19 protein-coding genes, 1 tRNA gene, 2 pseudogenes and 2 riboswitches are annotated in these 26,689 nt (G+C 67.2%); of the genes and pseudogenes, 14 read left to right on the plus strand and 8 right to left on the minus strand.

Features of this window, described 5'->3' with window-relative positions:
- Window positions 1-76: 76 nt before the first annotated feature.
- Window positions 77-289 carry a 30S ribosomal protein S21 gene (gene rpsU / locus DIE15_RS25140; RefSeq protein ID WP_006401410.1) on the minus strand — a complete coding sequence of 71 codons (213 nt, stop codon included), beginning with the start codon at window positions 287-289 and terminating at the stop codon, window positions 77-79.
- Between the two features lie 519 nt (window positions 290-808).
- Here rpsU and DIE15_RS38175 point away from each other — a divergent pair.
- The 4 genes and pseudogenes from DIE15_RS38175 to DIE15_RS25155 form a co-directional block, all read left to right on the plus strand.
- A pseudogene (locus tag DIE15_RS38175) lies at window positions 809-1,717 on the plus strand (flagellin); the annotation flags it as partial.
- A 1,002-nt stretch (window positions 1,718-2,719) separates the two neighbouring features.
- A pseudogene (locus tag DIE15_RS38180) lies at window positions 2,720-3,043 on the plus strand (flagellin); the annotation flags it as partial.
- Window positions 3,044-3,215: 172 nt separating this feature from the next.
- Window positions 3,216-4,730 carry a flagellar filament capping protein FliD gene (gene fliD, locus DIE15_RS25150; protein ID WP_124834627.1) on the plus strand — a complete coding sequence of 505 codons (1,515 nt, stop codon included), beginning with the start codon at window positions 3,216-3,218 and terminating at the stop codon, window positions 4,728-4,730.
- A 22-nt stretch (window positions 4,731-4,752) separates the two neighbouring features.
- A complete protein-coding gene (locus tag DIE15_RS25155) occupies window positions 4,753-5,076 on the plus strand; it encodes a flagellar protein FliT (RefSeq protein ID WP_124834628.1) in 324 nt (107 codons plus the stop codon).
- A 263-nt stretch (window positions 5,077-5,339) separates the two neighbouring features.
- Here DIE15_RS25155 and DIE15_RS25160 read toward each other — a convergent pair whose 3' ends face one another.
- Together DIE15_RS25160 and DIE15_RS25165 are read right to left on the minus strand one after the other, a co-directional pair.
- Window positions 5,340-6,935: a TIGR04222 domain-containing membrane protein gene (locus DIE15_RS25160; RefSeq protein WP_124834629.1), complete on the minus strand. Its 1,596-nt coding sequence runs from the start codon at window positions 6,933-6,935 to the stop codon at window positions 5,340-5,342.
- A 182-nt stretch (window positions 6,936-7,117) separates the two neighbouring features.
- Window positions 7,118-7,193, minus strand: a tRNA-Arg gene (locus tag DIE15_RS25165).
- A gap of 252 nt (window positions 7,194-7,445) precedes the next feature.
- On the opposite strand from DIE15_RS25165, the gene DIE15_RS25170 reads away from it, so the two are divergent.
- Entirely contained in the window at window positions 7,446-8,339 is an 894-nt protein-coding gene (locus DIE15_RS25170; protein ID WP_057926429.1) for a cytochrome c5 family protein, read from the plus strand.
- A 188-nt stretch (window positions 8,340-8,527) separates the two neighbouring features.
- Here DIE15_RS25170 and DIE15_RS25175 read toward each other — a convergent pair whose 3' ends face one another.
- Window positions 8,528-10,615, minus strand: a complete 2,088-nt coding sequence (locus tag DIE15_RS25175) for a UvrD-helicase domain-containing protein (RefSeq protein ID WP_057926428.1) — start codon at window positions 10,613-10,615, stop codon at window positions 8,528-8,530.
- Window positions 10,616-11,055: 440 nt separating this feature from the next.
- Between DIE15_RS25175 and DIE15_RS25180 the strand changes: the two genes are divergently transcribed.
- The 7 genes from DIE15_RS25180 (at window position 11,056) to DIE15_RS25210 (ending at window position 20,478) form a co-directional block, all read left to right on the plus strand.
- On the plus strand, window positions 11,056-12,108 hold the full coding sequence (locus DIE15_RS25180; RefSeq protein WP_057926427.1) for an oxidoreductase: 1,053 nt from the start codon (window positions 11,056-11,058) through the stop codon (window positions 12,106-12,108).
- A 203-nt stretch (window positions 12,109-12,311) separates the two neighbouring features.
- On the plus strand, window positions 12,312-12,680 hold the full coding sequence (locus DIE15_RS25185) for a hypothetical protein (RefSeq protein ID WP_057926426.1): 369 nt from the start codon (window positions 12,312-12,314) through the stop codon (window positions 12,678-12,680).
- Window positions 12,681-12,801: 121 nt separating this feature from the next.
- Window positions 12,802-12,906: riboswitch (glycine riboswitch) on the plus strand.
- A gap of 32 nt (window positions 12,907-12,938) precedes the next feature.
- A riboswitch (glycine riboswitch) is annotated at window positions 12,939-13,071 on the plus strand.
- An 85-nt stretch (window positions 13,072-13,156) separates the two neighbouring features.
- On the plus strand, window positions 13,157-14,275 hold the full coding sequence (gene gcvT, locus DIE15_RS25190) for a glycine cleavage system aminomethyltransferase GcvT (RefSeq protein ID WP_057926425.1): 1,119 nt from the start codon (window positions 13,157-13,159) through the stop codon (window positions 14,273-14,275).
- Between the two features lie 124 nt (window positions 14,276-14,399).
- Window positions 14,400-14,780, plus strand: coding sequence for a glycine cleavage system protein GcvH (gcvH, locus tag DIE15_RS25195; protein WP_057926424.1), 381 nt, complete (start codon window positions 14,400-14,402; stop codon window positions 14,778-14,780).
- Between the two features lie 62 nt (window positions 14,781-14,842).
- Window positions 14,843-17,770, plus strand: coding sequence for an aminomethyl-transferring glycine dehydrogenase (gene gcvP, locus DIE15_RS25200; protein ID WP_124834630.1), 2,928 nt, complete (start codon window positions 14,843-14,845; stop codon window positions 17,768-17,770).
- Between the two features lie 152 nt (window positions 17,771-17,922).
- Window positions 17,923-19,059: an alginate lyase family protein gene (locus tag DIE15_RS25205; RefSeq protein WP_124834631.1), complete on the plus strand. Its 1,137-nt coding sequence runs from the start codon at window positions 17,923-17,925 to the stop codon at window positions 19,057-19,059.
- 30 nt (window positions 19,060-19,089) lie between these two features.
- Window positions 19,090-20,478: an L-serine ammonia-lyase gene (locus DIE15_RS25210; protein ID WP_124834632.1), complete on the plus strand. Its 1,389-nt coding sequence runs from the start codon at window positions 19,090-19,092 to the stop codon at window positions 20,476-20,478.
- 67 nt (window positions 20,479-20,545) lie between these two features.
- Here DIE15_RS25210 and DIE15_RS25215 read toward each other — a convergent pair whose 3' ends face one another.
- Both DIE15_RS25215 and vapB read right to left on the minus strand, forming a co-directional pair.
- Window positions 20,546-20,947 carry a type II toxin-antitoxin system VapC family toxin gene (locus tag DIE15_RS25215; protein ID WP_124834633.1) on the minus strand — a complete coding sequence of 134 codons (402 nt, stop codon included), beginning with the start codon at window positions 20,945-20,947 and terminating at the stop codon, window positions 20,546-20,548.
- A complete protein-coding gene (vapB, locus tag DIE15_RS25220; protein ID WP_057926419.1) occupies window positions 20,947-21,183 on the minus strand; it encodes a type II toxin-antitoxin system VapB family antitoxin in 237 nt (78 codons plus the stop codon). The genes DIE15_RS25215 and vapB overlap by 1 nt, the downstream gene beginning before the upstream one ends.
- A 471-nt stretch (window positions 21,184-21,654) precedes the next feature.
- On the opposite strand from vapB, the gene DIE15_RS25225 reads away from it, so the two are divergent.
- Both DIE15_RS25225 and DIE15_RS25230 read left to right on the plus strand, forming a co-directional pair.
- Window positions 21,655-23,358, plus strand: a complete 1,704-nt coding sequence (locus tag DIE15_RS25225) for a thiamine pyrophosphate-binding protein (RefSeq protein ID WP_124834634.1) — start codon at window positions 21,655-21,657, stop codon at window positions 23,356-23,358.
- Entirely contained in the window at window positions 23,355-24,449 is a 1,095-nt protein-coding gene (locus DIE15_RS25230) for a glycosyltransferase family 9 protein (protein WP_124834635.1), read from the plus strand. Before DIE15_RS25225 ends, DIE15_RS25230 begins: the two co-directional genes overlap by 4 nt.
- A 64-nt stretch (window positions 24,450-24,513) precedes the next feature.
- Here the strand turns inward: DIE15_RS25230 and DIE15_RS25235 are convergent, their stop codons facing one another.
- Window positions 24,514-25,548, minus strand: a complete 1,035-nt coding sequence (locus DIE15_RS25235) for a helix-turn-helix domain-containing protein (protein ID WP_124834636.1) — start codon at window positions 25,546-25,548, stop codon at window positions 24,514-24,516.
- A 185-nt stretch (window positions 25,549-25,733) separates the two neighbouring features.
- Window positions 25,734-26,279 (minus strand): hypothetical protein, encoded by a 546-nt coding sequence (locus DIE15_RS25240; protein ID WP_057926415.1) that lies wholly within the window; start codon window positions 26,277-26,279, stop codon window positions 25,734-25,736.
- Between the last annotated feature and the right edge of the window lie 410 nt (window positions 26,280-26,689).

Below are 26,689 nucleotides of genomic sequence, written 5' to 3' on the forward strand. Positions count from 1 at the left end.
AACCCCGAAAAGCAAAACGGCGGAGCGGCTTCTTTCGAAGCACGCTCCGCCGTTTTGCGGCGAACCGTAGACGCTCTTAGTGGAGCTTCTTCGGCAGCATCTGGCTGCGCAGGCGCTTGTGCAGGCGCTTGACGGCTGCTGCCTTCTTGCGCTTGCGGACTGCGGTCGGCTTTTCGTAGGACTGGCGTTCGCGCAGTTCAGCGATCAGGCCATTTTTTTCGATAGCACGGCGAAAGCGGCGAATCGCCACTTCGAACGGCTCGTTTTCTTTCAGAAGAATCGTCGTCATGTCGTTCCTAAATTGCTTAAACGGTCAAAAACGTAGCGGCCAAGCGCCACGCACCGGCCATCCGAGCGTCCCCACAAACAGGCGAAACGAGCGGAAATACGGCCTCGGAGGCCGGAAAAGAGAGGCGGAAAGCACCGCGAGTACGCTTCACAAGCCGCGTGCAGCGCCGCGTTTGACTGCCAGCAAGAATGCCGAGACGGCACAGGCTTGACAGAAAATCTCAATTCAGCCCGCCATCATAGCAGGGAATCACAGACAAAACCACCCTTTTGTCGATTGCGTATGCACAGGCGAACGACTGCGTGGCTGGGCCAGCCTCCGCACCCCCCAATCCGGCATCGAGCCGGGCCCGTCCGAAATGACAAAGAAGGACAAGAAATCGGGCCGAATCTCCATGCACCCCTCAAGTTTTGTTTCGGGCCGCCGAAATCCTGCTCTGAGGCGGCCAGCAATGAACGAGTGCTTCCGCCGACGCCAAAACGGCTTTCCAGGGCTTTCGGCTCAAACAGGAGAATTTCCATGCTCGGAATCAACAGCAACATCAACTCGCTGGTCGCGCAGCAGAACCTCAACGGCTCGCAGAACGCCCTGTCGCAGGCAATCACCCGCCTGTCGTCGGGCAAGCGCATCAACAGCGCGGCCGACGATGCGGCCGGTCTGGCGATCTCGACCCGCATGCAAACGCAGATCAACGGCCTGAATCAGGGCGTATCGAACGCGAACGACGGCGTGTCGATGATCCAGACCGCATCGAGCGGCCTGTCGCAGATCACGTCGAGCCTGCAACGTATTCGCCAGCTCGCGGTGCAAGCGTCGAGCGGCTCGCTGTCGCAGACGGACCAACAAGCGTTGCAAGAAGAAGTCACGCAACAGATCTCCGAAGTTAACCGTATCGCCTCGCAGACGAACTACAACGGTAAGAACCTGCTTGACGGTTCGGCCGGCAACATCAGCTTCCAGGTCGGCGCGAACGTCGGCCAGACGATCGGCCTGAACATGTCGCAGAGCCTGTCGTCGGCGTCGCTTGGCGGCGGCCTCGTACAAAAGGGCTCGGTGGTCGGCACGCTGTCGGGCCTGAGCCTGAATGCGGACGGCTCTGCACACACTGGCTCGGGATCCAGTCCGGCCGCACTCACGACCATCAACGTTCTCGCAGATGGCAACGGCGGCTTCACGTTTACGGACCAGAACAACCAGGCGCTGACGAACTCGGCAGTCACCAATCTGTTCGGTGGTCAGGCAGCGAATACGGGTTCGGGTACGGCGCTGACGCTCAAGGCACAAGGTGCGCTGACCAACGGTGCAAGCGCTGCACAAACGAGCGCGATCGCGGCAATCCAGTCAGCAAACGCACAAGTAACGCCTGGCGGCTTCGCGGTTGCGGGTACGAAGCTCTCCCAAATCGACCTGACGACTGCCCTCAAGACCGACCTGTCTGCCGAAGACGGTGTAAATGGCACGATCAAGTCGATCGAAATCGATGCTGATGGTGTGGGCGGTTACTCGTTCAAGGCTCTCGACAGCAGCGGCAAGGACATCACGTCGAGCGTCGCAACCAACACGGCCTCGGGTAGCGCAGCGCTGGCATCGCTCTTCTCAACGACCGCCGGCTCCGGCACGAGCCCGGGTTCGATCGGGCTGTCCTCCAGCTTCTCGAGCGTCATTTCGGGGGATGCAGCTGCTCAGACTTCGGCAACGTCGGCTATCAGCACCGCGAAATCGGCCAACTACGTCGCACCGACGTACAAGGCGGGCGGATACCCCGCTGCTGGCACGTCGATTGGCAATATCAATCTGGCTAGCGGCCAGTACCTCGATGGTGATGATCTCTCGACTGCGGAAACGGGAACCGCTCCGACTAATGCAATTCAGTCGATCGCGGTTCTCGCGGATGGCAAAGGCGGATACACATTCCAAGCGTACTCTGGCACGAACGGCAGTGGAACGGCCGTCGACACAAGCAATTCGTCCACCTCGCTCGCAAGTCTCTTCACCGTCACGCCGGGTACGAATGGTGCCGGCGCCACGCTGGGGATCGCATCTACCGGGGCACTGAATGGCGACGCGACCGCATCGGGGAATGCGGCCACCATCACCACGACTAATTCGACGACACATACCGGCACGCTGCTCGGCAGCGTTTCAGTCAACCTGAATGCAGCGGGCGATGCAGTCAATACGGGTGGCGGGAATCCGACCTATACCTCCGTCAACGCATACTCCGATGGCAACGGCGGTTACGTGTTCGCTGCGGTCAAGTCTGACGGCACCGTTGAAACCAACTCCGCAATCAACAATGAAGCGGCGAAGCTGTTCTCGGTTGGCAGCGCAACGAATACGGGTGCGGAGGCCCTCTCCGGCGCAGGCGTCCTGCAAAACAACCCGAACGTGACGGCTGCGACCGACTCGATCAACACGGCCAACGTCAACAACAAGCCGGCGCAAGTGTCGGACATCAACATCAGCACGACGTCCGGCGCGAACCTCGCGATGGAAACGATCGACAACGCGCTCGCTACCGTGAACAACATCCAGGCAAACCTGGGCGCGGCACAAAACCGCTTCACGGCCATCGCGACGACGCAGCAGGCACAGTCGACCGACCTGGCGAACGCCCAATCGCAAATCGAGGACGCGAATTTCGCACAGGAAACCGCGAACCTGAGCAAGGCGCAAGTGCTGCAGCAAGCCGGCATCTCGGTGCTCGCGCAAGCGAACTCGCTGCCGCAGCAGGTCCTGAAGCTCCTGCAGTAATATCGCTTCCTGCCGTCACGCCCGGGGCCTCACGCAAAGCATCGCGCGGCGCCCCGGGCGCTTTGGCCTGCGCGAATCGACAACCGGCTGAATCGCGACAGACCAAAGCCATCACGCAACACGCATCCGATCACCACACACGCATCGCTCGTCCGGGGCACGGAGCCATCAAATGTCCACCGTCAACACCAGCACGTCCAGCGCCAGCGCGAACAGCGCGCTGCAGCAGGCCGCGCAATCGATCATCAGCGGCTCGACCGGCAACACGACGATGGACGTCAACTCCCTCGTGACGGCGCTCGTGAACGCGAAGACGGCCGGCCAGGCCGCCGCCATCACCGCGAAACAAACGACAGACAACACTCAGATTTCCGCCTACGGCACGGTGTCGTCCGCGTTGTCGGCACTTCAGGCCAGCCTGACGACGCTCAGCAACGGCACCATGCTGAACAAGTTCAGCGCAACGGCCAGCGGCGACGGGCTGACCACGACGGCCGGCACCGGCGCCGTCGCCGGCACCTATTCGGTCGGCGTGCGTCAGATCGCAAGTGCGCAAGTGCTGACGTCGCAAGGCTTCAAGCCAGCCGCGCAAACGCTCGGCACCGGCTCGATGACGCTGACGATCGGCGGCAAGTCGAGCACGATCACGCTAGACAATTCGAACAATACGGTCGACGGCATCGCCGCGGCGATCAATGCGGCGAGCGACAACCCCGGCATCTCGGCGACCGTCGTCAATGGCGTCGACGGCGCTCACCTCGTACTCCGGTCGACCGCAAGCGGCGCGGCGAACGTGATCAGCACGACCGTGTCGGGCACGGTATCGTCAGCACTGGCCGTCTCGTCGAATGCGGGCGGCACGCCGAGCATCGACAGCGACGGCAACGTCGTGAATGCCGGCAGCACGACCCCGACGTCCAACAACGGCTGGACCCAGTCCACGCCCGCTCAGGACGCGTACGTAACGATCGACGGAACGGCCGTGACGAGCGCCAGCAATACGCTGTCGTCTGCACTGACCGGCGTCACGCTGAACCTGACAGCGGCCGCAATCAGCACCACCCCTCAGGTCGTGACGGTCGCCTCCGACACGACGTCGCAATCGACCGCGATCAACAACTTCGTCAACCTGTACAACACGCTCGTGACGACGTTCGGCACGTTGACGTCCTACAGCGCGACCGCCACAACGCAAGGACCACTGCTGGGCGATTCGACACTGAACATGATCCAGAACGGACTCGCCTCCGTCGTAGCAGGCGGCGTGAAAGGCGGAAGCACCACGCAGTCGCTGGCATCGATCGGCATCACACTGCAGGCCGACGGCACGCTGTCGGTCGACAGCACGGCACTCAACAACGCACTGCAGAACAACAGCGGTGCAGTGTCGACGCTATTCAACTCGACCAATGGTGTCGCGGCGAAGATGAACACGCTGATCACCGGCTACCTCGCGACCGGCGGCCCGATCCAGACGCGCACGTCGGCGCTCAACGCCGATCTGACCAGCCTGACGACACAGCAAAACACACTGTCGAACTATCAGACGCAGCTCACCAATCAGTATCAAGCGCAATTCACTGCGCTGAATACGCTGATGGCACAAATGAACAACAACTCGCAGTATCTGACGCAGCTCTTCGGTGGCACGAACAGCCAGGGCGCGATGTCCGCGAACAAGGGCTGAGCAGCGCGCGAAGGAGATCATCATGGACAACCGCACCACCGCGACCGACAACGAATGGGCTGCGATCGATCGCGTCTGGGACCTGACCCAGGCGATCGAAGCGGCCGGCAAGCGCCAGGACTGGATCGAAGCCGCGCGACTCGCCGACGAGCGCTCGCCGCTTCTGATGTCGCTTCCCGCGCCGCAATCGGACGCCGCTCGCGACATCCTGCGCGCCATTCACACGGTCGATCAGGCCATCGTCGCGACCGCGCAAACCGCGCAGACGGAATTGCAGCAGGCATATCAGCAAGCGATGAATTCGGTGCAGAACGTCAGTGAATATCAGCGAATCGCGCAATTTTGAACGCGGTCGCGTCATTGGATAACAATTATTCGTGTCCTTGATGACACGCTCGTTCGACTCAGCCCGCATTCCGCGGGCTTTTTTTTATTGTCCAACGCTGGTCAGCGGAGATCCGCCCCCTCTGCTCTAGATGATTCGGCTCACGACTCACTGTCGTGCATCTTCGATGCGTGCGACGCAACCTGCTGAACAAGTCCCCGCCTTCCTCTCCATCGTCAAAGCTCCCGTCCGCTGCCACGCGGTATGGCACCAGCCTCAACGACTCAACTACTCGACGAACACCCGCCGCAGCTACTCGAACTGCACGAACTGGAGCTGCATGAACTCGACGACGAACAACTCGACCCGAAGTCGCTCGAGTTGCTGCCGGACGATGTCCCCATCGATCCCCCCGCGCGCGCCGCCGTCATCAGCGGCGGCGGCTCCATCAACGCGCTCGCATGCATCGCCCACACGGTGCCGGCCAGCGCGCCCGCGCCGAACAGTGCGGTGGCCCACAACAGATCGTCCGGCGTACTGCGTTCGTCCCGGTGATCATTCCGGTGCGCGGCGAGCGTCGCCTGCCCGCCGACCGACAGGCCACCGCGCCCGAAACCGGTCATGCGCGCCGCGATAATGCGGTACGCGATCGCGAACACCGCCATGCCGATGCCGAGCAGCAGCACCGGCCGCCCGCGACTCAGCCCGACCGCGAGTTTCGCCATGCCCGTGCCCAGCACGGCCAGCACGATCGCGCGCGCGGCCAGCCGCGCCGTGCGCATCTCGCCGGGCGCCCAGAGCCAGCCGCGCCGGCACATCGCATTCGCATATCCCGACGCTCGATGCGCAAGAAGCCGGCAGAACGCGCCGTAACTCACCTCCCCGCCCGGCTGCCCGGCCAGCCATGCGCACTCTTCCGCGTAGTCGCCTGCACGCGCCGGATCGCGGATCTGGACGCGCGCGCCCAACCGTCCGGCCATCCTCAGGTCGATCGCACCCGCCTGGATCAGCGACAGCGTCATGACCTGCACGACCCGCGGCTCCTCGCCCGTGATGTACGCGACCTCCTCGGCCGTCAGGTCCGGCATCGCTTCGCGGGTGAATACGCTCCTGCGCCGGCAACGGTATTCGATCTGCTGCAAACAGACGATCACCAGCAGCGCGACGACGCAGGCCGGTATATAGAAGGCGAGAAACTGCGGCCCCGTGTAGTTCAGCACGTTGAAGTCCTGTGCCGACGCGCAGGTCGCGGCGACGCTTGCGACAGCCGCGGGCCACAGCAGCTTCGGCAGATTCGGCAGCCGGCTGCGCCAGCTTCTGCGCGCTGCGGGAGCCGCCGCGGCTTCCGGCCCGGGCTCGCCCGGCGCACGTGCGACCGGCCTGTCATCCGCCCGCGATGCCCGGTGGCCGGCACGCGACCGCACGGGCTGCGGCCAGATCGACACGGGCGGCTCGCAGCCGAACAGCCGGCGATAGCTGTCGAGCGTGTCGCGATAGCGCTGGTCGTACACGACGGCCTCGTCCGGCGCGCCGGTGCCGGGCATGTGATGCAGCCTTGCCTGCAGCACGTCGGCACAGAACACGTCCCAGTACTCGACCGTGTACTGCAGGTGGAAATGCCAGGCGGCATCGACCGCGACCGACGGCGTGACCGGGTGCCCGGCCGCCTGCGCAAGGAACGCGAAACGCTTGTATTCGTCGATCACGGCCAGCGCGTGCGCATGCGTCCAGCCTTCCGCTTCGGCGAGGCGGCGGCTGTATGGCAGCGCGGCGTGCGGGTCGTCGGGGGAATAGGCAAGCAGGCGCGTAAGCAGCGCCTGCTGCGCGTCGGTCAGCGCGCGGGCATTGCCTGCGGCCGGGAGAGACGGGTTGGCTGCCATCGTGAGAATCGGCGCGATGCGCGGACGGCCGCCGCGATCGACGCTTGGAGTTGTCGTTGCGGGGGATTCTCGCATAACGACGTGGCAGCGAAGCGGCGCGGTAAACGGCCGACTGCGCAACGCGACGCTTCAGCGAATTCAGAAAACGGATCGGGAAATTCGGTGCCTGGAATCAGGCCATTTGGCGCGCCCGGCTGGGATCGAACCAGCAACCCCTGCCTTCGGAGGGCAGTACTCTATCCATTGAGCTACGGGCGCGTATGACAGTGAACCGACCCCAACAAACCGGCCGCCCACCATTGGCAAGACGGCAAGGATACCCGGTTTCCCCTGACGCGTCCACCTTGCCCGCCGAAACCCCGTCAGGCCACGATTCGTGCGGGTAAACACGCGCCATCGCACCGCTCGCCGTGATGTAAACGTTCCGTCTATAATCGTCCGTGCTTCATTGGACTGCCATTTTGCCGTTGCACCGCGCTCACAATTCCTATTCATGGAGACGAGGCAAGCATGAGCGAAGCACCCCACGAATCTCCCGTCAAAACCCCCGGGCAGCTGATTGCCGTCATCATCGCGTCGTTCGCGATCCCGATCGCCCTGATCGTCCTGTTTGCCACCTATGCCAACCACGCGTTCCGTTCGGGCGCGGGCACGGACGCGCTCTCCGACGAACAGGTCGCCGCGCGCATCGCACCGCTCGCCAAGGTCGACGTGAAGGACGCCAACGCGCCCCGCACGTACAAGACCGGCGAGGAAGTCTACAAGGCCGTGTGCGTGACCTGTCACGGCACGGGTGCCGCGGGCGCGCCGAAGTTCGGCAACAAGGACGACTGGGCGCCGCGCATCTCGCAGGGCTTCGACACGCTGCTGAAGACGGCGCTGTCGGGCAAGGGCGCGATGCCGCCGCGCGGCGGCACGAGCCCCGACGATGTCAGCGACTACGAGATCGCCCGCGCAATCGTCTACATGGCGAACAACGACGGCGCGAACTTCCCCGAACCGGCGGCGCCGGCCGCCAACGCGCAGCAGGCCGCAAGCGGTGCGGCAGGCGCGTCGGGCGCGGCCGATGCCGCGAGCGCGCAGATCGCCGCCGCGCAGGCCGCGATCGCCGCGATCCCGAAGGCCGGCGAAAAACCCGCGGCCGCGCCGACGAGCGCCGACGCCGCATCGGCCGGCAAGGCGCTGTACACGCAAGTCTGCCAGGCCTGCCACGCAGCCGGCGTGCTCGGCGCGCCGAAGTTCGGCAGCAAGGAAGACTGGGCGCCGCGCCTGAAGGACTCGATGGACACGGTCTACAACTACGCGCTGCACGGCAAGGGCGCGATGCCGCCGAAGGGCGGGTCGAACGCGTCGGATGCCGACGTGAAGGCCGCCGTCGACTACATGGTCAACGCGGCGAAGTAACGCAAACAGCTATCGGCCACACCGCCGTCGGCCCGTAAAAAACCCCCGCGCTGCGCATGCCTCGCGGGGGTTTCGTTTTGCCGAATCGTGTCGAACCTCGCAACGACGGCCGCCTGCCGGATCGCCATCATCACCGGGCCGCCGAAGCGTCGTCCGACTCGACGACCGCCCGGCAGCACCGCCACACGTCACTTCTGCAGCAACGCCTTCAGGCTCGCGAGCCGGTCCTTCGGCGTCATCGGCGCTTCCTCCGGCGTCGGCGGCGGCGCTTCGTCGAGGCCCATCTCGGGGATGAAGCGCGACGCCTCGCACACGACCGTCTCTCTCGCCCGCTTGCGCTTCTTGCACCAGTTCAGGTGCAGGCTGCGCTGCGCGCGCGTGATCGCGACGTACATCAGCCGGCGCTCCTCCTCGATCCGCTCGCTGTCGATCGGGCCGTCGTCCTCGGAACCGCCGCGGTGCGGCATGATGCCCTCCTCGACGCCGACCAGGAACACGTGCGGATACTCGAGCCCCTTCGACGCATGGACGGTCGACAGCCGCACGGCATCCGGATCCTCATCCTTGCCTTCGAGCATCGACATCAGCGCGACGGTCTGGATCAGGCCGAGCAGGTTCTTGCCGGTGTCCGCCAGCCCGTCCGCGTTGTGGAAGCCTTCCGCCTCGCCGTCGACAGCCTCCGTCTCGGGCTTGGTGCCCTTGCGCTTCAGCCATTCGAGGAATTCGAGCACGTTCTGCCACTTCGACTGCGCCTGCCGCTCGTCGAACGCGTCGTACAGGTAGGCCTCGTAGTGGATCGCTTCCATCATGTCGTCGAGCACGACGGTCGCGGGCTCCTTGTCCGCGCGATCGGTCAGGCGCTGGATGAAGTCGCAGAACATGCGCAGCGGCTCGACCTGGCGCGCGGACAGCCGCGCCTCGATGCCGCCCATGTACACGGCCTCGAACAGCGACACCTTCGCCTGGCCCGCGAACGAGCCGAGCGCTTCCAGCGTCGTGTTGCCGATCCCGCGGCGCGGCGTCGTGACCGCGCGGATGAACGCGGGATCGTCGTCGGCGTTCGCGATCAGGCGCAGGTACGCGCACAGGTCCTTGATCTCGGCCTTGTCGAAGAACGACTGGCCGCCCGACAGCACGTACGGGATCCGCTCGCGCCGCAGCACCTGCTCGAAGATCCGCGCCTGGAAGTTGCCGCGATACAGGATCGCGTAGTCGCGGAACTGCGCGCGCCGCTCGAACTTGTGCGCGGACAGCCGGAACACGACCGATTCGGCTTCGTGCTCCTCGTCGTTGCACGGCGTGACGGTGATCGAATCGCCCATCCCGTGCTCGGACCACAGCTTCTTCTCGAACAGCTTCGGGTTGTTCGCGATCACGTTGTTCGCGGCGGTCAGGATCCGCACCGTCGACCGGTAGTTCTGCTCGAGCTTGATCAAGTGCAGGTTCGGGAAATCCTTGCCGAGCTGCGCGAGGTTCTCGAGCGTCGCGCCGCGCCAGCCGTAGATCGCCTGGTCGTCGTCGCCGACCGCCGTGAACGCGGCGCGCTTGCCTGCGAGCAGCTTCACCAGTTCGTACTGGCACGCGTTGGTGTCCTGGTATTCGTCGATCAGCAGGTAGCGCAGCTTGTTCTGCCAGCGGTCGCGCACCTGCTCGTTCTTTTCGAACAGCTCGGCCGGCAGGCGGATCAGGTCGTCGAAGTCGACCGCCTGGTACGCATGCAGCGTCGCGACGTAGTTGCGGTAGACCAGCGCCGCCTGGTGCTCGTCCTCGTTGGCCGCGATCGTCATCGCCTCCTCGGGCATGATCAGGCCGTTCTTCCACAACGAAATGGTGCTCTGGATCTTGCGGATCAGGCCCTTGTCGGTGGTGCCGATCTGCTCCTGGATCATCCCGAAGCAGTCGTCCGAATCCATGATCGAGAACTGCGGCTTCAGGCCGACGTGCTCGGCTTCCTGGCGCAGGATCTGCACGCCGAGCGAGTGGAACGTGCACACGGTGAGCTGGTTGACGGGCACCTTGCGGCCTTCCTTGCCGGGCGTGGTGAGCGTCTTGCCCTCCAGCAGCTTCGACACGCGCTCGCGCATTTCGGCGGCGGCCTTGTTCGTGAACGTGACGGCCGCGATATGGCGCGGCTCGAAGCCTTTCGCTTCGATCAGGTGCGCGATCTTCTGCGTGATCACGCGGGTCTTGCCGCTGCCCGCGCCGGCGAGCACGAGGCAGGGACCGTCGAGGTAGCGCACCGCTTCGTTCTGAGCGGGGTTGAGGCCTGCGGACATGATGGCGGATGATGTTGCGGTTGACGGCGGAACGCCGGGAGGATGCCGCACGCGGCAGGCCTGGGATGCAGGCGGACACACGGGCAGGACGCGCATGTTAACACGTCGGCGGCGCGCTTTTCGGGAGCCCCGCCGGGCGGGGCCGCGCGGGCAGGCCGCCGTTTCGCCCCCCTGTCCGATCGGCCAATCCGGCCCCATCCACGGCCCGATCGGCCACAATGGACCCTCGTCGGCGCGGCAGCACCGGTTCCGCGGTCGGCCGCGCGCAGTGCACGCCAGTGCCGCGCCAAACGCCGGCTGCAACCGCGCGTGCGCCGTGCCCGGCCGTGCATTTTGCCGAACGCGCCGGTGCGGGCCGCCGCGCCATGCCAAAATAGCCGGTCGTCCTCGCGCCTCCACGGCGCGCCATCCTTTCGTTTCGTACGCAGCCAGGGATTGCCATGTCGTCATTGCTCAGGATTGGTTTGATGGGTTTCGGTTTCGCCGGCGCGACGTTCCACGCGCCCGTGATCGCCACGAGCGGTCGCACCGAGGTCGCCGCGATCGCGACGGGGCAGCCCGATCGTGCGCGCGCCGCGTATCCGGGCGCGCGCATCGTCCCCGATCTCGATGCGCTGCTCGGTCTCGACGACATCGACTGCGTGGTGATCGCCACGCCGAACGACACGCACTTCACGCTCGCGCGCCAGGTGCTTGAAGCCGGCCGCCACGTCGTCGTCGACAAGCCCGTCACGCTCACCGCCGACGAAGCGCTCGCGCTCGCGCGGCTCGCGAACGCGCGCAGCCGCCTGTTCGCGCCGTTCCACAACCGCCGCTGGGACGGCGACTTCCTCACCGTGCGGCGCATCGTCGAATCCGGCGAACTCGGCCGGCTCACCTATTTCGCGTCGCACTTCGACCGCTTCCGCCCGACCCCGCGCACGCGCTGGCGCGAGGAGCCCGCACGCGGCGGCGGCCTGCTGCTCGACCTCGGCCCGCACCTGATCGACCAGGCGCTCGCGCTGTTCGGGCTGCCGGAAACGGTCAGCGCGACGGTCAAGACGCGCCGCGACAACGGCACGGCGCCCGATTTCGTGCACCTGCTGCTCGGCTATCCGGACAAGGACGTCGCGCTGCACGCGAGCGCACTGTCGGCGATCGAGCCCGCGCGCTTCACGCTGCACGGCACGCGCGGCAGCTACCAGAAGTTCGGGCTCGACACGCAGGAAGACCAGTTGAAGGCCGGCCTCACGCCCGACCATGTCGAGTTCGGCGGCGGCAACCCGCCCGGCGTACTGCGCACGCTCGACGGCGACGTCGAGGTCGAGCGGCCGGTACCGACGCTCGACGGCCAGTATGCGGAGTTCTACCGCGCGCTCGCCGCGTCGGTCCACGACGGCGCGCCGTTCCCGGTCACGCCGCAGGACGCCGTCGACGTGATGACGATCATCGAGCTTGCCGCGCAGAGCGAACATGAAGGCCGCCGGGTACCATTCGTGCGCCGCATCGTCTGACGGCCCGCCAGCCGGGTCGGTGCCGACCCGGCCGCCGCCATCCCGCGCCGCGCCGCACGCCGGCAACGGCCATGCGTCAGCCGCCTCGGCGGCACGGCCCCGAACATTCCGTTACAAATAGTGCGGGAACGAAAGTCAGCGTTCGTCCGGTCTGACGCGTTTCTCAAAAAGTCGATCCGACACCAAACCGTCAGGAGAATGTGATGCAACGGTTGATTCGCGCAGCGGCATGCTGCGTCCTGGTTTCCTCGCTCGCGGCCTGTGTCGTGCAGCCGCAGCGGCCGGCCCGACAGGTGCCGCCGCCCCCGCCGCGGCCGAATCCGCAGGTCGTCGCGAACGACCGTCTGCAGGAGGTCCAGGGCCGGATCGACAACCTGCACCGCCGGATCGACGCGCGCGTCAACGGCGGCTACTACCCGCCGCCGTACGGCGCGCAGCTGCACCATCGCCTCGACGTGATCCGCCAGGAAGCGAGCGACATGTCGGCCCAGCACAACGGCGGCCTGTCCGGCGACGAGCAGCGCGTGCTGAACCAGGAACTCGACACGGCCGCGCGCGCGATCGGCGAGTAATGCCGGCAACGCCGGCGCCCGCGGATGCCGGCAAAAGCGGCGGCACCCCGCGCCACCGCTTGTCGCGAAACGACATTCTTTTGCTCAAATTGACAACGCCCACCCGCTCGCGTACAGTCGCCCGCACGCGTCGGGAGAGCGTGTGACCGCGTAGCTAGCAATGCCGGTCGCGCCGCCGAAGGGGCACACCCGCAAACTCTCAGGCAAAAGGACCGACCGCGTCGGGGAATCCCGTTCCGCGCATTGCGCGGGCCGCACTCCCCGCACTCTGGAGAGCGGCAGTAGCCCGTTGCGCCCATGCGGCGCGGGCAAGCTGCCCACCGAAGGGGCGCGCGTTCGCCGGCCTTGCCTGCAGCGCAATCTCTCAGGTATCGAGGACAGAGGGGCATGTACCGGATCGTTTCGCAGGCCTGCGGCCGCGACGCTCGGCACATGGCCGTTCTGACCCGCGCGCAAGCGCCTTGCCTGAGGCCTCGATGACTGCACTGAATCACACCCCGCTCAACGCCGCGCACCGCGCGCTCAATGCCCGCATGGTCGACTTCGGCGGCTGGGACATGCCCGTCAACTACGGCTCGCAGATCGAAGAACACGAAGCCGTGCGCACCGACGCCGGCATGTTCGACGTGTCGCACATGTGTGTCGTCGATTTCACCGGCAGCCGCGTGCGCGCGTTCTTCGAGCACGCGATCGCGAACAGCGTCGGCAAGCTCAAGACCCCCGGCAAGGCGCTCTACTCGTGCCTGCTCAATCCCCAGGGCGGCGTCATCGACGACCTGATCGTCTATTACTTCACCGAAGACTTCTTCCGCGTCGTCGTCAACGCCGGCACGGCCGAGAAGGACATCGCGTGGTTCAACCAGCTCAACGAACAAGGCGGCTACGGCCTGACCATCGCGCCGCGCCGCGATTTCGCGATCGTCGCCGTTCAAGGCCCGAACGCCCGTGAAAAGGTCTGGACGACGGTGCCGGCCGCGCGCGCCGCGACCAGCGAACTGAAGCCGTTCAACGCCGCGCAGGTCGCCGGCACGCCGTTCGGCGATCTCACCGTCGCGCGCACCGGCTACACCGGCGAAGACGGCTTCGAGGTGATCGTCCCGGCCGTGCACGTCGAAGCGCTGTGGACCGCGCTGCAGCAAAACGGCGTGCGCCCGTGCGGGCTCGGCGCGCGCGACACGCTGCGCCTCGAGGCCGGCATGAACCTGTACGGCCAGGACATGGACGAGACCGTGTCCCCGCTCGACGCGGGCCTCGCGTGGACGGTCGACCTGTCGACGCCGCGCGACTTCGTCGGCCGCGCCGCACTCGAGGCAAACGGCACCCGCGCCGCATTCGTCGGCCTGATCCTGCAGAAGGAAAACGGCAAGGCGGGCGGCGTGCTGCGCGCACACCAGAAGGTCGTCACGCCGCACGGCGAAGGCGAAATCACGAGCGGCACGTTCTCGCCGTCGATGCAGGAATCGATCGCGTTCGCTCGCGTGCCAGCGACTGTGCAGATCGGCGACACCATTCATGTGCAGATTCGAGACAAGCAACTTCCCGCGCGCGTGGTAAAACTGCCGTTCGTGCGCAACGGCAAGGTCCTCGCTGCGTAACGACCGAGAAGCGGCCGGGAGGCCGCCTCCCGGAAAGCCGGGAAATGGCGCCCGGCGCAACCACACCCGGCGCGCCCGGCGGCGCGCCAGCATAACGAACACACCTTTTATCCAGGAGCATCCGATGAGCAACGTCCCGGCCGATCTGAAGTACACCGACGAACACGAGTGGATCCGCACCGAAGCCGACGGCACGCTGACGGTCGGCATCACCGATCACGCGCAGAGCACGCTCGGCGACATCGTCTTCCTCGAACTGCCGCAAGTCGGCAAGTCGGTGAATGCGGGCGACGCGGTCGGCGTCGTCGAATCGGTGAAGGCGGCATCCGACATCTACTCGCCGGTGTCCGGCGAGGTCGTCGCCATCAACGAAGAAGCCGCCGACTCGCCGGAAGAAGTGAACAGCGATGCATACGGCACGTGGCTCTTCAAGATCAAGCTCGCGGCCGGTGCATCGACCGACAAGCTGATCGACGCCGACGCATACAGCAAGCTGATCGACTAATTTTTCTTACCCGAACCGCGCGCGGCCGGCCAGCCGGCTCCGCGCGGGACCAGAGTCACGCCATGAAGCTCGAACACCCGGACCGCCTGATGAACCGCACGCCCCTCTCGCTCGCCGCGCTCGAAACGCACGACGCGTTCGCAGAACGCCACATCGGCCCCGATGCCGCCAGCCAGCAGGCCATGCTCGACACGCTCGGCTTCGCATCGCGCGCCGCGCTGATCGACGCCGTGATCCCGGCCTCGATCCGCCGCGCCGAAACGCTGCCGCTCGGCCCGTTCGCGCAGCCGAAGAGCGAGGCCGAAGCCCTCGCCGCACTGCGTGCTCTCGCGGACAAGAACCAGGTGTTCCGCTCGTATATCGGCCAGGGCTATTACGACTCGCACACGCCGGCCGTAATCCTGCGCAACGTGCTCGAAAACCCGGCGTGGTACACGGCCTACACGCCGTACCAGCCCGAAATTTCCCAGGGTCGCCTCGAGGCGCTCCTGAACTTCCAGCAGATGGTCGCCGACCTCACGGGCCTCGCGATCTCGAACGCGTCGCTGCTCGATGAAGCCACCGCCGCGGCCGAAGCGATGACGCTGCTGCAGCGCACCGGCAAGCCGGCGTCGAACGTGTTCTACGTCGCCGACGACGTGCTGCCGCAGACGCTCGAAGTGATCCGCACCCGCGCGCTGCCGATCGGCATCGAGGTCAAGACGGGCCCGGCGGCCGACGCCGCGCAGGCCAACGCGTTCGGCGTGCTGCTGCAATATCCGGGCGTCAACGGCGACGTGCGCGACTACCGCGCGCTCACCGAAGCGATCCACGCGGCCGGCGGCCATGTCGTCGTCGCGGCGGACCTGCTCGCGCTGACCGTGCTGACGCCGCCCGGCGAATGGGGCGCGGACGTCGCGGTCGGCAACACGCAGCGCTTCGGCGTGCCGATGGGCTTCGGCGGCCCGCACGCCGCCTACATGGCCGTGCGCGACGAATTCAAGCGCCAGATGCCGGGCCGCCTCGTCGGCGTGACCGTCGACGCGCAGGGCAAGCCCGCGCTGCGCCTCGCGCTGCAGACGCGCGAACAGCACATCCGCCGCGAGAAGGCGACGTCGAACGTGTGTACCGCGCAGGCGCTGCTCGCGATCATGGCGAGCATGTACGCGGTCTACCACGGCCCGCATGGCCTGAAGACGATCGCGCTGCGCGTGAACCGCATCGCGGCGCTCCTCGCCGCCGGCGTGAAGCAACTCGGCTTCGCGACCGTCAACGACACGTTCTTCGACACGCTGACGATCGACACCGGCACGCGCACCGCGCAGGTCCATGAATTCGCGAAGGCCAAGCGCATCAACCTGCGCCGCGTGAGCGACACGCAAGTCGGCGTGTCGGTCGACGAAACGACGACCCGCGACGACCTCGCCGATCTCCTCGCCGTGTTCGCGCAGGCCGCGGGCGGCACCGCGCCGGGCGTCGACGCGCTGGACGCGGGCCTCGCCGGCGTCGCCGCGCTGCCGGCCGGCCTCGAGCGCACGAGCGCGTACCTGACGCACCACGTGTTCAACCGCCACCACTCCGAAACCGAAATGCTGCGCTACCTGCGCAGCCTGTCGGACAAGGATCTCGCGCTCGACCGCTCGATGATCCCGCTCGGCTCGTGCACGATGAAGCTGAACGCGACGTCGGAAATGCTGCCGGTCACGTGGCCCGAGTTCGGCGGCATCCACCCGTTCGCGCCGGCCGAGCAGACGGTCGGCTACCGCGAAATGATCGACCAGCTCGAGCAGATGCTCGTCGCGGCTACCGGCTACGCGGCCGTGTCGCTGCAGCCGAACGCCGGCTCGCAGGGCGAGTACGCGGGCCTGCTGATCATCCACGCGTACCACGCATCCCGTGGCGAAGCGCATCGCGACGTGTGCCTGATCCCGGCATCCGCGCACGGCACGAACCCGGCGTCCGCGCACATGGCCGGCATGAAGGTCGTGGTCGTCGCGTGCGACGCACAAGGCAACGTCGACATCGCCGATCTGAAGGCGAAGGCCGAGCAGCACGCGAACGACCTCGCGGCGATCATGATCACGTATCCGTCGACGCACGGCGTGTTCGAGCAGAACGTCCGCGAGATCTGCGAGATCGTCCACGCGCACGGCGGCCAGGTGTACGTCGACGGCGCGAACATGAACGCGATGGTCGGCCTGACCGCGCCGGGCCAGTTCGGCGGCGACGTGTCGCACCTGAACCTGCACAAGACCTTCTGCATCCCGCACGGCGGCGGCGGCCCGGGCGTCGGCCCGGTCGCGGTCGGCGCGCACCTCGCGAAGTTCCTGCCGAACCAGCGTTCGAGCGGCTACGCGCGCGCGGAAGACGGCATCGGCGCGGTGTCGGCTGCCCCGTACGGCTCGGCGTCGATCCTGCCGATCTCGTGGATGTACATCGCGATGATGGGCGCGAAGAACCTGACCGCCGCCACCGAAACCGCGATCCTCAACGCGAACTACATCGCGAAGCGCCTCGCACCGCACTACCCGGTGCTGTATTCGGGCCCGGGCGGGCTGGTCGCGCACGAGTGCATTCTCGACCTGCGTCCGCTCAAGGAAACGAGCGGCATCAGCGTCGACGACGTCGCGAAGCGCCTGATGGACTATGGCTTCCACGCGCCGACGATGAGCTTCCCGGTGCCGGGCACGCTGATGGTCGAGCCGACCGAATCGGAATCGCAGGAAGAACTCGACCGCTTCATCGCCGCGATGATCGCGATCCGCGACGAAATCCGCGCGGTCGAGGAAGGCCGCGCCGACCGCGAGGACAACCCGCTGCGTCACGCGCCGCACACGGCAGCCGTCGTCACCGCGAACGAATGGCCGCACGCGTACTCGCGCGAGCAGGCTGCGTACCCGGTCGCGTCGCTCGGCACGAACAAGTACTGGCCGCCGGTCGGCCGTGCGGACAACGCCTATGGCGACCGCAATCTGTTCTGCTCGTGCGTGCCGATGTCGGAATACGCATAACGCGCGCCGCGCACCGGAGTCCGATCGTGACCGAACCGCACGCAACCGCCGGTTGCGTGCGGTTTTTGCATTCGCCGCCCGGCCATCCGGTTCACGTTCGTCCGCCAATCCGGCTAACATCACACGCGATCCAGCCAATCAAGGAGTTCCGCATGGTGCGTCCGATGTTTCCGGGCCATGGTGCAACGCAGGAGCAGCCGCGCACGCGCCGCTTCGTGCCGCTGCTCGTCGCGTCGCTGTCGCTTGCCGCCGCCGGTCTCGGCACGGCCGGCAGTGCGCGCGCCGCGATGAATTTCTGCGCGGCGCCCGCGTTGCAGGCGAGCGAGACGACGCAGGCCGAGCCGGGCGTACAGGCGCTGATCCGCAGCGTCGACGCGCGCATCGGCGAGCAGCCGAAAGCGATGGCGCGCGTGCACACCGAGGGCACGCTGCCGCACGAAGGCATCTACGACCAGAGCGCCGACGCGCTGAAGGACATGGAGCTGATGCGCGACGCCGCGCTCGCGTGGCGCGTGACGAATGCGCCGCGCTACCTGCAGCTCGTCGACCGCTTCCTGTCCGCGTGGGTCTCGACCTACCAGCCGAGCTTCAACCCGATCGACGAGACGCGCTTCGACAGCCTGATCATCGCGTACGACATGACGGCGAGCGCGCTGCCGGTCAAGACGCGCAACGCAACCGCGGCGTTCATTGCGAAGCTCGGTGCCGGCTATGTCGCGCAGATCGACGCGCAGAAGCGTCCGCTCACCGGCACGTGGCGCAACAACTGGCAGAGCCACCGGATCAAGCTGATCGCGCTGTCCGCGTTCACGCTCGGCGACCGCAAGATGATGAACGCCGCGCAGCGGCTGTTCGTCGAGCATCTCGCCGACAACATCGGCCCGGACGGCAAGACCTGGGATTTCGACGAGCGCGATGCGCTGCACTACGCGGTGTACGACCTGCAGCCGCTGGTGACGGCCGCGCTCGCCGCGCGCCGCTTCAACCGCAACTGGCTGCGCGAACGGGGCGCGAACGGCGCGACGCTCGCCGCCGCGCTCGACTGGCTCGTGCCGTACGCGCTCGGCGAGAAAACACACGAGGAATTCGTGAATTCGCCGGTGCCGTTCGACGCGAAGCGCCGCGAGGCCGGCCTGCCGGGCTACACGGGGCAGTGGGACCCGAAAAACGCCACCGAACTCTTTCATCTGGCCGCGCGGCTCGACGGGCGCTATGCCCGCGTCGCGCGGCAGCTATCCGTCATGCCGCCCGCATGGCTGGCCGCGTGCCTGCCATTGCAGGCGCGCTAGCACTATTCTTAAAGCAAGGCAGGAATCGAAATGGCAGTCAGCGTGTTTGACCTCTTCAAGATCGGCATCGGTCCGTCCAGTTCGCATACGGTCGGACCGATGCGCGCGGCGCTGATGTTCGTCCAGGGCCTCGAGCGCGACGGGCTGCTCGACGCGACGGCCAACGTGAAGGTCGAGCTGTACGGCTCGCTCGGCGCGACCGGCAAGGGCCACGGCACCGACCGCGGCGTGATGCTCGGGCTGCTCGGCGACGCGCCCGACACCGTCGATCCCGATACGATCGACGCGCGGCTCGAAAACGTCCGCCAATCGAAGAAGCTCGCGCTGCTCGGCACGCATCCGGTGCCGTTCGTGCTGAAGGAGAACATCGCGTTCTACCGGCAGGCGCTGCCCGAGCACCCGAACGGGATGAAGCTGCGCGCGTCCGACGCAAATGGCGCGGTGCTGGTCGAGCGCACCTACCTGTCGGTCGGCGGCGGCTTCGTCGTGACGGCCGGCGCGCCGAACACGAAGGTGCTGAGCGCGGCCGAGCAGATGACGCATCCGTTTCGCACCGGCGCCGAGCTGCTCGCGCTGACCGAGTCGACCGGCAAGTCGATCGCCCGGCTGATGTGGGAAAACGAGCGCGCGTGGCACACCGAGGAACAGACGCGCGACGGGCTGCTGAAGATCTGGGCCGTGATGCAGTCGTGCGTGTCGCGCGGCTGCGGGATCGGCAACCCGGAGGCCGACGGCAACCTGCCCGGCCCGTTCCAGGTGAAGCGCCGCGCGCCGCAGCTGTATCGCGCACTGACCGGCGACCCCGAACGGGCGCTGCAGGATCCGCTGTCGATGGTCGACTGGATCAACCTGTATGCGATCGCGGTCAACGAGGAAAACGCGGCAGGCGGGCGCGTCGTCACCGCGCCGACCAACGGCGCGGCCGGCATCATCCCCGCCGTGCTGCACTACTACACGCGCTTCACGCCGGGCGCGAATGAACAGGGCGTGATCGACTTCCTGCTGACGGCTGCCGCGATCGGCATTCTGTACAAGCTCAACGCATCGATTTCGGGCGCGGAAGTGGGCTGCCAGGGCGAAGTGGGCGTCGCGTGCTCGATGGCGGCCGGCGCGCTCGCGGCCGTGCTCGGCGGCACGCCGCACCAGGTCGAGAACGCGGCCGAGATCGGGATGGAGCACAACCTCGGCCTCACCTGCGACCCGGTCGGCGGGATGGTGCAGATCCCGTGCATCGAGCGCAACGCGATGGCATCGGTGAAGGCCGTCAATGCGGCGCGCATGGCGCTACGCGGCGACGGCTCGCACTACGTGTCGCTCGACTCGGTGATCAAGACGATGCGCGAGACGGGCGCCGACATGAAGACGAAGTACAAGGAAACGTCGCGCGGCGGGCTGGCCGTGAATATCGTCGAGTGCTGATGCGGGACCCGACGGTAATGCGGGATATCGATTTACCCCGCATTACCGTCGGCCCCAACATCCGGCACTAATCGTTCAGCCAGTTCTCCAGTCGCAATCCCGGGTAGCTGACGAAATCCCGCTCGTTGTTGGTCACGAGGACGACATCGAGCGACACCGCATGAGCGGCGATCAATTTGTCGAGGTGATCCTTCTTCCGTTCGCGGGTTGCCTCACGAACCGGACCATACGCTTGCGCGGCTGCCGCGTCGAACGGTGCAACGGGAATATCGTCGATCAGCGCGGCAAGATTGCGGCGCTCGCGGGCAGAACCCGCACACACGGTGACGCCGTACTCGAGCTCGGCATACGTAATTGCCGACATCACGACGTCCCCCGTGTAGCACTGCGCAAATCGCTTCGCCACCTGCTCAGGCTGGTTCTTCATCAAATAGATGCACATGTTGGTGTCGAGCATATAGCGCGGCATCACAAACCCTCACGTTCGGCTTGCTCCTGGTCGCCACGGCCTTCGGCCATGAAATCCGGCCCAAATTTCGCGAATTTCTCGAGTACGTGGGTCAAAGGCCGCCGCGCCGGCCGGATACGGATTTCGTCACCGATGCGCTCGATTTCCAGCTCAATATCGCTGCGCTCATAGGCAAGGTCCGCAGGAATTCGCACGGCCTGCGAGTTGCCGTTCCGAAATACCCTCGTGGTATGCATGTCGATCTCTCGTCGGATGTACGCTGGATGTACATTATACGACGCCACACGCAATGTAAATCCATGTGTGTACACAACACGCCCTCCCGTGGAATTCCGATCGATCTGCCAGGATCGATTCGCTTGTCATCGCCGACACACCGATTTCCGCCTCACTCTCCCCCGACAGACGCACCGCACGGAATTTCGCGCGTCACGATCATTGCCGGCGCGTATGCAGCATGCGGAACATCTCCACGATGCCGCGTCGGGTGAACGAACGCGATACACGAGCACATCGCCCGGCTCGACATCCATAGCGCTCACTTTTCACCGTCGGGCGCGCACGCGCAAGCTGGCCATTCGGTCAATCGAAACCCGGGTGCGCGCCCCGAACCGCCCAGCGTTCCGACACTTTTCACCGGCCGGCGTACCGGCGCCCCACCAACGGGCGTAAGCTGTACGTCCCGCTACCCAGGGAGACGGCAGCCCATGTCGCATTCCAAGGATCTCGAGCCGCGCGCCACCACCGGTGCGCGACTGCTCGTCGATGCGTTGCTCGCCAATCACGTCGAACGCGTGTTCTGCGTGCCGGGCGAGAGCTTCCTCGCCGTACTCGACGCGCTGGCGGACGACACCGCGCGCATCCAGACGGTCGTCTGCCGCCACGAGGCGGCGGCCGCGAATATGGCCGAGGCAGTCGGCAAGCTGACCGGCCGCCCCGGTATCGCGTTCGTCACGCGCGGGCCCGGCGCGACCCACGCGTCGATCGGCGTGCACACCGCGTTCCAGGATTCGACGCCGATGATCCTGTTCGTCGGCCAGTGCGCGCGCGAGCATCTCGACCGCGAAGCCTTCCAGGAAATCGACTACCGCCGGATGTTCGGCCAGATGGCCAAATGGGTCGCGCAGATCGACGACCCGCGCCGCATTCCCGAATACCTGAGCCATGCGTTCCACGTCGCGACGTCCGGCCGCCCCGGCCCGGTCGTGCTCGCGCTGCCCGAGGACGTGCTGTCCGAAGCGTGCGCGCAGCAGCCCGCCGTGCCGGCCGCGAAACGCATTGCGGCGTCGCCGTCGGCGGCGCAACTCGACGAACTGCGCGAACGGCTCGCGCGCGCCGAGCGGCCGTTCGCGATCGTCGGCGGCAGCGGCTGGACGCCCGACGCATGCGCGAACCTGCGCACCTTCGTCGAGCGCTGGCAGCTGCCGGTTGCGTGCGCGTTCCGCTTCCAGGACACCTTCGACAACGCGCACCCGAACTATGCGGGCGACGTCGGCCTCGGGATCAATCCCGCGCTCGGCAAGCGGATCCGCGACGCCGACCTGCTGCTGGTGCTCGGCCCGCGCCTCGGCGAAGCCACGACAGGCGGCTACACGCTGCTCGACATCCCGAAGACGCGCCAGACGCTGATCCACGTGCATCAGGGCGCCGACGAACTCGGCCGCGTGTATGCGGCCGACCTGCCGATCGTGTCGGGCATGCCGGAGATCGCGGCACCGCTCGCCGCGCTCGAGCCGCCGGCACAGCCCGCGTGGGCCGGCACGGCCGCCGACGCGCACCGCGCGTACCGCGAATGGCATGCGCCGCTGCCGATGCCGGGCGACGTCCAGCTCGGCGACGTGATGGTGCAGTTGCGCGAGCGCCTGCCGCACGACGCGATCCTCACCAACGGCGCCGGCAACTATGCGATCTGGCTGCATCGCCATTTCGCATACCGGCACTTCCGCTCGCAGCTCGCGCCAACCAGCGGCGCGATGGGTTACGGGCTGCCCGCGGCGCTCGCCGCGAAATCGCTGTATCCGGCGCGGGCCGTCGTCGCGCTCGCCGGCGACGGCTGCTTCATGATGGCCGGCAACGAACTTGCAACCGCGATGCAGTACGGGCTGAACATTGTCGCGATTGTCGTCAACAACGGGCATTTCGGCACGATCCGCATGCATCAGGAGCGCAACTATCCGGGCCGCGTGCACGGCACGGGGCTCACCAACCCCGATTTCGCCGCATATGCGCGCGCGTTCGGCGCGCATGGCGAAACGGTCGAGCGCACCGCCGACTTCGCGCCGGCACTCGAGCGCGCACTGACCTGCGGGATGCCGGCGTTGATCGAGATCCGCATTCCGCAGGACGCCAGCACGCCGGCCGCGACGCTCGAGCAGATCCGCGAGCAGGGCCGCCGCGCGCGCGGCGAATGACCGTGGAAATGGGCGCCGCGCCGGCCGGTCTCGCGCTGTCGCACGACGACGCGCTCATCCATCCCGGCACGCTGCTCGCGCCCGACGGGACGCTCGTCGCGCCGTACGACTTCGAGCACGGCAACGATCGCGCGGAAGGCTGCGTGCCGGCCGCACCGGCGCTCGGCCTGCTGCACGCAGTTCGCCGGCCGTTCCGGCTCGACTACGACCGCACGACGGACGTGCACGTGATCAACGGCATGGGCGTCGCGCTCGGCGATTCGGTGATCGGGCTGACCGCACTCGCCGCACTGCGCACGATGCATCCCGGCCTGCGCTTCACGCTGTACCGGCCGGCCCGCGCGCCGGGCTACGTCGGCACGCTGTATGCGCTCGCGGCCGACGTCGTCGCGCCGTCGCATGCGTTGCCGTATGCAGCCGACGCGCTGCCCGCGCACACACCGTGCATCGATCTCGGCAATCACCTGTACTGGCCCGCGTTCGCGCGACAGCCGATGATCGACTTCTTCCTCGACGCACTCGGCGCAGATCCGGCCGCGGTACCGGCCGCCGCGAAGCGCAATCGCTGGCTCGCGCAGCTTCCGCTGCCCGCGCTGCCGGCCGAATGGCAGCGGCCGTACGTGCTGTTCTGCCCGAGCGCGAGCACCGCGGTGCGCAGCGTGCCGCCCGCGCTGCGCGCGGCATTCGTCGACCGGCTCGCGCAGCGCTACGGGCTGCCGGTGGTCGGATTCGGCCCTGTCGTGCATCCCGCCTACGTCGACGTGGGCCACGACGCGGCCGACACCGCGCGCTTCATTGCATGGGTCAGGGGAGCGAGCGTGCTATTCGCGCCCGACACGGCCGCGCTGCATCTCGCGGACGGCTTCGACGTGCCGACACTCGGCTGCTTCACGACGATCGAGCCGGCCATGCGCGTGCGCGACTATCCGCACTGCGTGCCGGTCGCGCTCGACGTGCCGGCCGAATTGCACGGGCTGCATCGCAGCGAACAGCCGGACGATCTCGCGGCGGTCGAAGCCGCCTACCGCGCGATCGACTGGGATGCATTGCCGTGGCCGGCGCCGCGCGAAGCGGCGGCTGCGGCCGGATAGAAAAAAGGGAAGTCATCGCGGGAAAGATCGAACGCGCAGCGGCATCGATGCGCCGCTGCACTGCTCACCCGGCCGCCACCATCACCGCGCGATCGCGCAGCGTCTCCGATGGCCGCTTGCCGAACAGTCGCCGGTAGTCGGTCGCGAACTGGCTCAGATGCCAGAAGCCCCACGCCTCCGCGACGTCCTGCACCGAACCGGCCGCCCGCCCGCACAGGTCGCGCCGCGCGCCGTTCAGCCGCAGCGTGCGCAAATAGGTCGCGGGCGCCATGCCGAGCACGTCCTGGAAGCAGTACTGCAGCGTGCGCCGGCTCACGTGCAGCTGCTCGCACAGCTCGGGCACGCCGACCGGGCGCGTGCGATGCGCCAGCACGTATTCGCGCGCCTGCTCGACGAGCCAGCGGCGTGTCGACGGCGCGCCGCCCACGCCGTCGTCCGCCGGCAGCGCGCATGCGTCGAACAGCGCGGCCAGCACCTCGGCCTGCAGGTCGTCGCGCTGCGCGTCGGGCAGCGGCCCGCCCACGGCCGCCGCGCCGTCGAGCCGGCCGCCGAGCAGCGCACACAGGCGCGCGAGCCGCGTATCGCCGGCCTGGATCACGCGCTGTGTGAACAGCCGCTCGTCGAGCGCGCGGTGTTCGACTTCCTCCGCGTAGCGGCGCAGCACGTCGCCGCGCACGACGACGCCGTAGATCGAGAACTGCGCGGGCGTCAGCAATTCGAATTCGACGTTGCCGGGCCGGAACGCGAGCGCGCCGGGGCCGATGCGGCACGCATCGACACGCGCGCCGCCGTCGCTCGCGAGCGGAATGCCGAACCAGTACGCGTCGCCGCGCACCTCGCACGCCTGGCGCAGCAGATGGCTGGTCGATTCGCGAAACAGCTTCATCGTGTCGAGCGGCAGCTCCGTCAGCGTGCCGACAAAGCGGCCGGCCGCGAGCTGGTCGTAGGTCTGCCGCCAGCCGATCAGGTTGCGTGCCTGCTCGTCGGCGTCGTGCGCGACGCTGACCACGGCCTGGCCGGCCAGCGCGTCGTCACCCTGCGCGCTGCACCGCGTGTCCTCGGCCGTCGGCTCGCCCATGCGCTCCAGTCGTTGATCCATCGTGTTCTCCTCACCTGCCCGGGACCGCGTCCATCACGCAAGTCCCGTGCCGAACCGTGCGGCCCGGCGACAAGCCCGTCATTCCACGCTGTACGGCCGACGCGCGCCATGCGGATGCACCCGGAGGCGGCCGCGCGCGCACCGCGCGGGTGCGGCATGCGCGCCGGCGGCAAGCCGGCGACGCACTACATGCCCGGTCGCAACCGCACGACGCGTGTGCCGCAGTTGCCGTACGCCTGCCCGACCGCCAGTTCGACGATCGGGCTGCCGGCCGACCAGGGCGCCGCGTCCGCTTCCGGCAGATCGGTGCGCAGTGTCGCGCGGCCGTTGATCCGGTAGCGGATGCCGCGCACGAAATCGATGAACAGCAGCCCGACGCCGCCGCCGTCGCACGCGAACGCATCGATCCGGGTGCCGTCATCGTGCATCGGCAGTGCGAAGCGCAGCGTCTTTGTGTCGATCACGCGCACGACCGGCCACAGATCGCCGTTCGCGTCGCGCATGCCCTGCACGATGTCGCAGGTCATGCGTGCCGGCCCGTCGCCGCTCGTCGTACCGACGAACATGAATGGCTGCGACTCGACGAACTGGCGCACGCCGATGCTCAGCCGGGTCGTGACGACGTCGCTCATCCGCTCGGCTTCGTCGACGACGCCGAAGCGGTGATGCGCGTCGAGCTCGCCCGCGTGGAACAGCGGGTGGCGCGGATAGGATCGGGGCGGTTCTGCCATGCTGGTTTCCGTCGGGTCCGGCAGTGCGCGGCGAATGCCGCGAACATGCGATTGCCGGCGTAATGCCGGCGCCGCATGTCGAATGTGTCGAGACGAAAACGGCGAAGTGCCGGGAGAAAGGTCGTCAGCAGCATTGCCGCATCACTGCGGACACCGCCCGACGGCCGGACACGCATTGCCCGACCGTCGGACCTTTCACGGAAAACCCGATGCCGGACGCGTCGCCGTCCGGCACCGGCCACCGTACCAGGCAGCGTTGCGCTGCCGCCCGGCCGGCCCCGACACTTCGCCGCCTGCTCCGGCGATCAGAAGAACCCGAGCGCCTCGGCCTGGTAGCTGACCAGCAGGCACTTCGTCTGCTGATAGTTCGACAGCGCCATCTTGTGCGTCTCGCGACCGATGCCCGACTG

This window comes from Burkholderia sp. Bp9031 (assembly GCF_003857965.1).
Lineage (GTDB): Bacteria > Pseudomonadota > Gammaproteobacteria > Burkholderiales > Burkholderiaceae > Burkholderia > Burkholderia ambifaria_A.

Coding starts and splice junctions, on each gene's coding strand:
- rpsU (WP_006401410.1), bottom strand. CDS start 289: ATGACGACGATTCTTCTGAAAGAAAACGAGCCGTTCGAAGTGGCGATT.
- fliD (WP_124834627.1), top strand. CDS start 3,216: ATGTCCACCGTCAACACCAGCACGTCCAGCGCCAGCGCGAACAGCGCG.
- DIE15_RS25155 (WP_124834628.1), top strand. CDS start 4,753: ATGGACAACCGCACCACCGCGACCGACAACGAATGGGCTGCGATCGAT.
- DIE15_RS25160 (WP_124834629.1), bottom strand. CDS start 6,935: ATGGCAGCCAACCCGTCTCTCCCGGCCGCAGGCAATGCCCGCGCGCTG.
- DIE15_RS25170 (WP_057926429.1), top strand. CDS start 7,446: ATGAGCGAAGCACCCCACGAATCTCCCGTCAAAACCCCCGGGCAGCTG.
- DIE15_RS25175 (WP_057926428.1), bottom strand. CDS start 10,615: ATGTCCGCAGGCCTCAACCCCGCTCAGAACGAAGCGGTGCGCTACCTC.
- DIE15_RS25180 (WP_057926427.1), top strand. CDS start 11,056: ATGTCGTCATTGCTCAGGATTGGTTTGATGGGTTTCGGTTTCGCCGGC.
- DIE15_RS25185 (WP_057926426.1), top strand. CDS start 12,312: ATGCAACGGTTGATTCGCGCAGCGGCATGCTGCGTCCTGGTTTCCTCG.
- gcvT (WP_057926425.1), top strand. CDS start 13,157: ATGACTGCACTGAATCACACCCCGCTCAACGCCGCGCACCGCGCGCTC.
- gcvH (WP_057926424.1), top strand. CDS start 14,400: ATGAGCAACGTCCCGGCCGATCTGAAGTACACCGACGAACACGAGTGG.
- gcvP (WP_124834630.1), top strand. CDS start 14,843: ATGAAGCTCGAACACCCGGACCGCCTGATGAACCGCACGCCCCTCTCG.
- DIE15_RS25205 (WP_124834631.1), top strand. CDS start 17,923: ATGGTGCGTCCGATGTTTCCGGGCCATGGTGCAACGCAGGAGCAGCCG.
- DIE15_RS25210 (WP_124834632.1), top strand. CDS start 19,090: ATGGCAGTCAGCGTGTTTGACCTCTTCAAGATCGGCATCGGTCCGTCC.
- DIE15_RS25215 (WP_124834633.1), bottom strand. CDS start 20,947: ATGCCGCGCTATATGCTCGACACCAACATGTGCATCTATTTGATGAAG.
- vapB (WP_057926419.1), bottom strand. CDS start 21,183: ATGCATACCACGAGGGTATTTCGGAACGGCAACTCGCAGGCCGTGCGA.
- DIE15_RS25225 (WP_124834634.1), top strand. CDS start 21,655: ATGTCGCATTCCAAGGATCTCGAGCCGCGCGCCACCACCGGTGCGCGA.
- DIE15_RS25230 (WP_124834635.1), top strand. CDS start 23,355: ATGACCGTGGAAATGGGCGCCGCGCCGGCCGGTCTCGCGCTGTCGCAC.
- DIE15_RS25235 (WP_124834636.1), bottom strand. CDS start 25,548: ATGGATCAACGACTGGAGCGCATGGGCGAGCCGACGGCCGAGGACACG.
- DIE15_RS25240 (WP_057926415.1), bottom strand. CDS start 26,279: ATGGCAGAACCGCCCCGATCCTATCCGCGCCACCCGCTGTTCCACGCG.